This window comes from Agromyces humi, from assembly GCF_009720255.1.
Lineage (GTDB): Bacteria > Actinomycetota > Actinomycetes > Actinomycetales > Microbacteriaceae > Agromyces > Agromyces humi.
On sequence record NZ_WJSP02000281.1, the window covers coordinates 1 to 4,963 of the forward strand.

At 72.3% G+C, this 4,963-nt stretch carries 4 protein-coding genes and 2 pseudogenes; 3 read left to right on the forward strand and 3 right to left on the reverse strand.

Translation table 11 applies throughout. From position 1 onward, the window contains the following. The 3 genes and pseudogenes from GH736_RS17070 to GH736_RS17080 form a co-directional block, all read left to right on the forward strand. Nucleotides 1-739 (forward strand): annotated as a pseudogene (locus tag GH736_RS17070) (hypothetical protein); the annotation flags it as partial. 15 nt (nucleotides 740-754) lie between these two features. Continuing rightward, entirely contained in the window at nucleotides 755-1,063 is a 309-nt protein-coding gene (locus GH736_RS17075) for a thiamine-binding protein (protein ID WP_159605471.1), read from the forward strand. A gap of 56 nt (nucleotides 1,064-1,119) precedes the next feature. Next, the gene (locus GH736_RS17080) at nucleotides 1,120-2,391 is read left to right on the forward strand and encodes an MFS transporter (protein WP_159605473.1); all 1,272 of its coding nucleotides are present in this window, start codon (nucleotides 1,120-1,122) and stop codon (nucleotides 2,389-2,391) included. A 6-nt stretch (nucleotides 2,392-2,397) separates the two neighbouring features. On the opposite strand, the gene GH736_RS17085 is transcribed toward GH736_RS17080, so the two are convergent. The 3 genes and pseudogenes from GH736_RS17085 to GH736_RS17095 form a co-directional block, all read right to left on the reverse strand. Then, complete coding sequence (locus tag GH736_RS17085; RefSeq protein ID WP_159605475.1) at nucleotides 2,398-3,048, reverse strand: response regulator transcription factor; 651 nt, start codon at nucleotides 3,046-3,048, stop codon at nucleotides 2,398-2,400. A gap of 888 nt (nucleotides 3,049-3,936) precedes the next feature. Further along, a pseudogene (locus GH736_RS25170) lies at nucleotides 3,937-4,599 on the reverse strand (GntR family transcriptional regulator); the annotation flags it as partial. Next, nucleotides 4,596-4,963, reverse strand: a 368-nt coding sequence (locus tag GH736_RS17095; RefSeq protein ID WP_456236773.1) for an RraA family protein, incomplete at its 5' end; no start/stop codon positions are given. The pseudogene GH736_RS25170 and the gene GH736_RS17095, both read right to left, overlap by 4 nt.

Consider the following 4,963-nt stretch of genomic DNA (forward strand, 5'->3'; position numbering starts at 1 on the left):
CTGGGTGAAGGTGTGGCCCGCGGCGCTCATCGCCGCGCTCGTGGTCGCCTCGCGCAAGCGGTGGGACGTCGGCACCGTCGCGGTCGCCCTGAGCGGCGGCATCATCGGGGTGAGCCTGCTCGCCGGGTCGGGGCTCAACGCCGTGGGGTTCGTCGCCGAGCAGGCAGGCCGAGGGCTCCAGGTCGAGGCTCCGCTCGCCGTCGCCTGGCTGTGGCAGATCGTCGCCGGGTCGACGGCCGTCGAGGTCGTCTACGACCGCGACATCCTGACGTTCCAGATCTCGGGCCCGGGTGCGGATGCCGCGGCCTCCCTCACGACGCCCCTGATGGCCGTCGGCGTCGCCGTCGTCCTGGCACTCGGCATCAGGGCGGTGCGAAGCGGCGCCGCCTTCGGACGCGTGTTCCCCCCGCTCGCGCTCTCGTTCGTCGTGGTGCTGCTGCTCGCCAACAAGGTCGGCTCGCCGCAGTTCGTCACCTGGCTCGCCGCCCCCGTGGTGCTGGGGCTCGTGCTGCGGTCGCGGCGGTTCCTCGTGCCGGCCGCGCTCGCCGCAGGCATCGCGCTGCTCACGCAGGTCATCTACCCGTACTGGTACGGCTGGCTGCTCGCCGCCCACCCGGGATTCGTCCTCGTGCTCACGGTGAAGGTACTGCTGATGGCGGCCCTGCTCGTCTGGGGCATCCGTGCGCTGTGGCAGGCTGGGAGCACCTGGGATCGGCGCGCGCCCGCACCGGCCGCCTGAACCGGAGGAGGAATCATGCTGGTCGCATTCTCCGTCGCCCCGAGCGGCGGATCCGAGGGGCCCGAGGGCTCCGTCCACGACGCGGTCGCGGCGGCGGTCCGCATCGTGCGGGAGTCGGGACTCCCCAACCGCACGACGTCGATGTTCACCGAGATCGAGGGGGAGTGGGACGAGGTCTTCGACGTCATCCGTCGCGCCACCGAGGCCGTCGGCGCGTTCGGTCCCCGCGTCTCACTCGTGCTCAAGGCCGACATCCGCCCGGGTCGCACCGGCGAGATCGACGCGAAGGTCGAACGGCTCGAGCGGGCGCTCGACGAGTCATGAGGACCTGAGCCGCCCGCGCGGTATCGAATCGATTCGATCCGTGCGAGAATCGACGGATGACCCACCCCGAAGACGGGCCGACGACGCTGTCGCCGGCCCGTATCCGTTTCGCGCTGCTGGCCCTCGCCCTCGGCGGCTTCGGCATCGGCTGCACCGAGTTCGTGGCGATGGGCCTGCTGCCCGACATCGCCGAGGACCTGCTGCCCGGCCTCTACGCCCAGTCGCCCGAGGCCGCCAACGCGCAGGCCGGATGTATCATCTCGGCGTACGCCCTCGGGGTCGTCGTCGGTGCGCCGACGATCGCCGCCGCCGCCGCGCGCTGGCCGCGCAAGCGACTCCTGCTCGCCCTGGTCACCGCCTTCACGCTCGGCACCATCGGCTCCGCCGTGCTGCCGACGTTCGAGCTGGTGCTCGTCGCCCGGTTCATCGCCGCCGTGCCCCATGGCGCGTACTTCGGCATCGCGTCGCTCGTGGCCGCGAGCCTCATGGGACCGGGCAAGCGGGCCCGCGGCGTCGCCCTCGTGCTCTCGGGCCTCACGATCGCCAACGTCATCGGCGTTCCCGCGATCACGTGGCTGGGCCAGGCCGCCGGCTGGCGCCTCGCGTACCTCGCCGTCGCCGGAATCTTCGCCCTCACGTTCCTCGCGGTCCTGCTCGCCGTGCCATGGCAGCCCGGCGACCCGGCCGCGACGATGCAGCGCGAACTGCGCGCCTTCGGCCGCGCCCAGGTCTGGTTCGCCCTCGGCATCGGCGCGATCGGCTTCGGCGGCCTGTTCGCCGTGTACACGTACGTGGCCCCGCTCGCCACCGATGTCACGGGCCTCGCCCCCGCGATGGTGCCGGTCGTGCTCATCATGTTCGGCGTCGGCATGACCGCAGGCAACCTCGCCGGCGGGCGGCTCGCGGACTGGAGCGTGCGCCGCAGCATGTACCTCTTCTTCGGCATCCTCGCTGCCGCCCTGGTGCTCCTCGGGTTCACCGCCGCGAACCCCGTCGGACTGTTCACGGGCGTCTTCCTCGTCGGTGCCTCGTCGGCCGCGCTGTCGCCGACCATCCAGGCCCGGCTCATGGACGTGGCTCGCGACAGCCAGTCGATCGCCGCGGCGCTCAACCACTCGGCCCTGAACATCGGAAACAGCCTCGGAGCCCTGCTCGGCGGCCTCGCCATCGCGGCGGGGCTCGGCTACGTGGCGCCGATCTGGATCGGGCTGCTGCTCACCATCGCCGGCGTCGCCCTCGCCCTCGCCTCGTTCTCGCTCGACCGCGTGCGCGGCCGACGTGGAGTCGTCGTGCCGTACGCCACGGGCGCCGTGGAAGTCGTCGAGTAGCGGCGCTCAGTCGGACTGCAGCAGGATGCCGTCGAGGATCGCCCGCTTGCGCAGCGCCACCTTCGTGCCGACGTCGAAGCCGGCGATGCGGTACTTCTCGCGGATGCGCTTGAGGTAGCTCTTCGCCGTCTCCTCGGAGATGCCGAGCTGGAACGCCACGGCCTTCACCGGCTGGCCCGCCCCGTAGAGGGCCATCACGCGGCGCTCCTGCGCGGAGAGCTTGGGCACCGCGCCGTCGTCGGCGAGGGTCAGCTCGAGCTCGGGCGTCAGGTAGGAACCCCCGGTGCGGGCCGCGCGGATCGCCTCGATGATGTTCTCGACGGGCTCGGACTTGACGAGGTAGCCGAGCGCCCCCGAGCCGAGCGCCTCGCGCACCACGGCGGGCTCGGAGTAGGTGCTCATCAGCATGGTCTGCACGCCCGCCGACTTCAGCATCGACAGCTTCAGCGAGATCGGGATGTTGTCGCGCAGGTCGAGGTCGAGGAGCACGACGTCGACGGGGAACTGCGGGTGCGCGAGCAGCTCGGACCACGAGGGCACGGCCGCGACGAGGTCGATGTCCGGGGCCGCGCTGCGGATCCACTCGGAGAGCGCCCCGAGCAGCATGCGGTGGTCGTCGACGATCGCCAGCCGGATCGGTGCGTCCGTGTCTGCCATTCAGCTCCCCCTCGATCGTGCGGCCCCACGGGCCGGTGGCCCGCCGGGACGGGTGCTGTGCGCCACCCGGCAGGAGACGTCGACCGTGAAGCCGTCCGTCCGTGTCACCACGTTGTGCTCTCCGACACTACCGATAGCGTCCCACGTCGCGGGGTCCACGCGCCGCCGTGCAACGCCCGACACGTCGATCGACAGGTCGAACGCGACATCCGAGGATGCGTCATCGGACGTCTCGCGACACGCGAGGTGCACGCGGACCGGGGCGTTCGCGCCCTTCGGGTGCTCGGCGACGAGCAGCCAGAGCGCCAGCAGGAGGCCATCGCGCTGCGACTGCGTGAGGAGCCCGGCCGAGCCGACCGGGTCGTCGACGGTGACCTGGCCGTTGAGGTAGGCCGACTCGGTGACGGCGTGGCGCAGCCACGTGTCGGTGCGTCCCTCGATGAGGCGCACGCGCAGGCGCGCGGCGACCGTGCCGGCCCGCTCGGCGGCGTCGTCGGGAAGTGGGATCGCGATCCGGCCGGAGCCGACGTCGTCGAGGAGCGTCTCCGCGTCGAAGTCCAGCTGGGCGAGCTCCTCGGACGCGCGCATGCCGACTGCGGATCGCGACGTCGCCACCGTGGACTGCACGAGGGACAGGTCGAGCTCGCGGCCGACGAGCCGTCGGAACCCGTCGGTGGCGAGCCCCACGATGACAAGCGGGAACACAGCCGTCGCGGCGACGGCGATGCCGGTCACCACGTCGCGGCCGGACGCGCCGATCTGCACGAGCGCCTCCGCTGCGAGCACGACCGCGATGGCGGCGCCGGCGATGAGGGGGACGCGTGTGCCGCGGATCGCGGCGACGGGCATCAGCACGGCGCCGGCGGCGGCCGCGGCGGTCGGGTGGGTCGGGGTCTGGTGGGCGCGGCTCGCCTGGTAGGCGAGCACGGCGTCGAGCGTCGCGGTGCGGTGCCGGCGCGCGGTGAGCTCGATCTCGACCGGATCGGCGGCCTGCTCGATGAGGTCGACGATGCGGTCGTGCTCGGCGACCGAGTCGCGCGCCCGGCCGGGCACGAAGCTGAACGACGAATCGCGGAGCATCCGCATCCGGTTCCAGCCGCGGTGCACGAGGTCGAGCACGTGCGGATTCGGGCATTCCTCGAACAGCACGGCGTGGAACTCGAGGTTGAGCTCGGTGAAGCGGTGCGGGTCGAAGTCGTCGAGGGTGCGCCGCATCCGCTCGTTGACCTCGCGCGCCCGGCGCAGGTGGTCGGGCGTCAGGTGCGGTGCCGACAGCGCGGTCGCGGCACCCTCGACGATCGCCAGCGTCTGCATGGTGTGCAGGTACTCGGTCTCCTTGATGAGCGCGACCTGCGCGCCGACGTTGCGCTCGAAGGTCACGAGCCCCTCGGCCTCGAGACGACGGATCGCCTCGCGCACCGGCACCACCGACACGTCGAGTTCCCTGGCGATCTGGCCGAGCACGAGCCGGTAGCCGGGGACGAAGCGGCCGTCGTCGATGCCCTGCCGGATGAACCCGTAGGCGAGCTGCGACTTGCTCTCGGCGGTCATCGCGGCCCACCGGGTGCGCGCTCCGCCTCGTAGCGGGCGCGCCACTCGTCGTCCATGGGGAAGAGGCCGTCGACGGATGCTCCGGCCGCGACCTGTGCGGCCACCCACTCGTCCTCCGCCTCCTGTGCCGCGGCCTCGCGGGCCACGTCCCAGGCGAGGGCCGGCGGGATCACGATCACGCCGTCGCCGTCGCCCACGATGACGTCGCCGGGTTCGACCGCTGCCCCGCCGCACGAGACGCCGACGTCGACCTCCCACGGCACGTGCCGGCGCCCGAGCACCGAGGGGTGCGGCCCCTGCGAGAACGTCGGGATGTCCATCGCGGCGACCACGTCGAAGTCGCGCGTGCCGCCGTCGGTGACGA

Bases quoted from the DNA above. Each gene is read 5' to 3' on its own strand.
- GH736_RS17080 (WP_159605473.1), top strand. From the start codon at position 1,120: ATGACCCACCCCGAAGACGGGCCGACGACGCTGTCGCCGGCCCGTATC.
- GH736_RS17075 (WP_159605471.1), top strand. From the start codon at position 755: ATGCTGGTCGCATTCTCCGTCGCCCCGAGCGGCGGATCCGAGGGGCCC.
- GH736_RS17085 (WP_159605475.1), bottom strand. From the start codon at position 3,048: ATGGCAGACACGGACGCACCGATCCGGCTGGCGATCGTCGACGACCAC.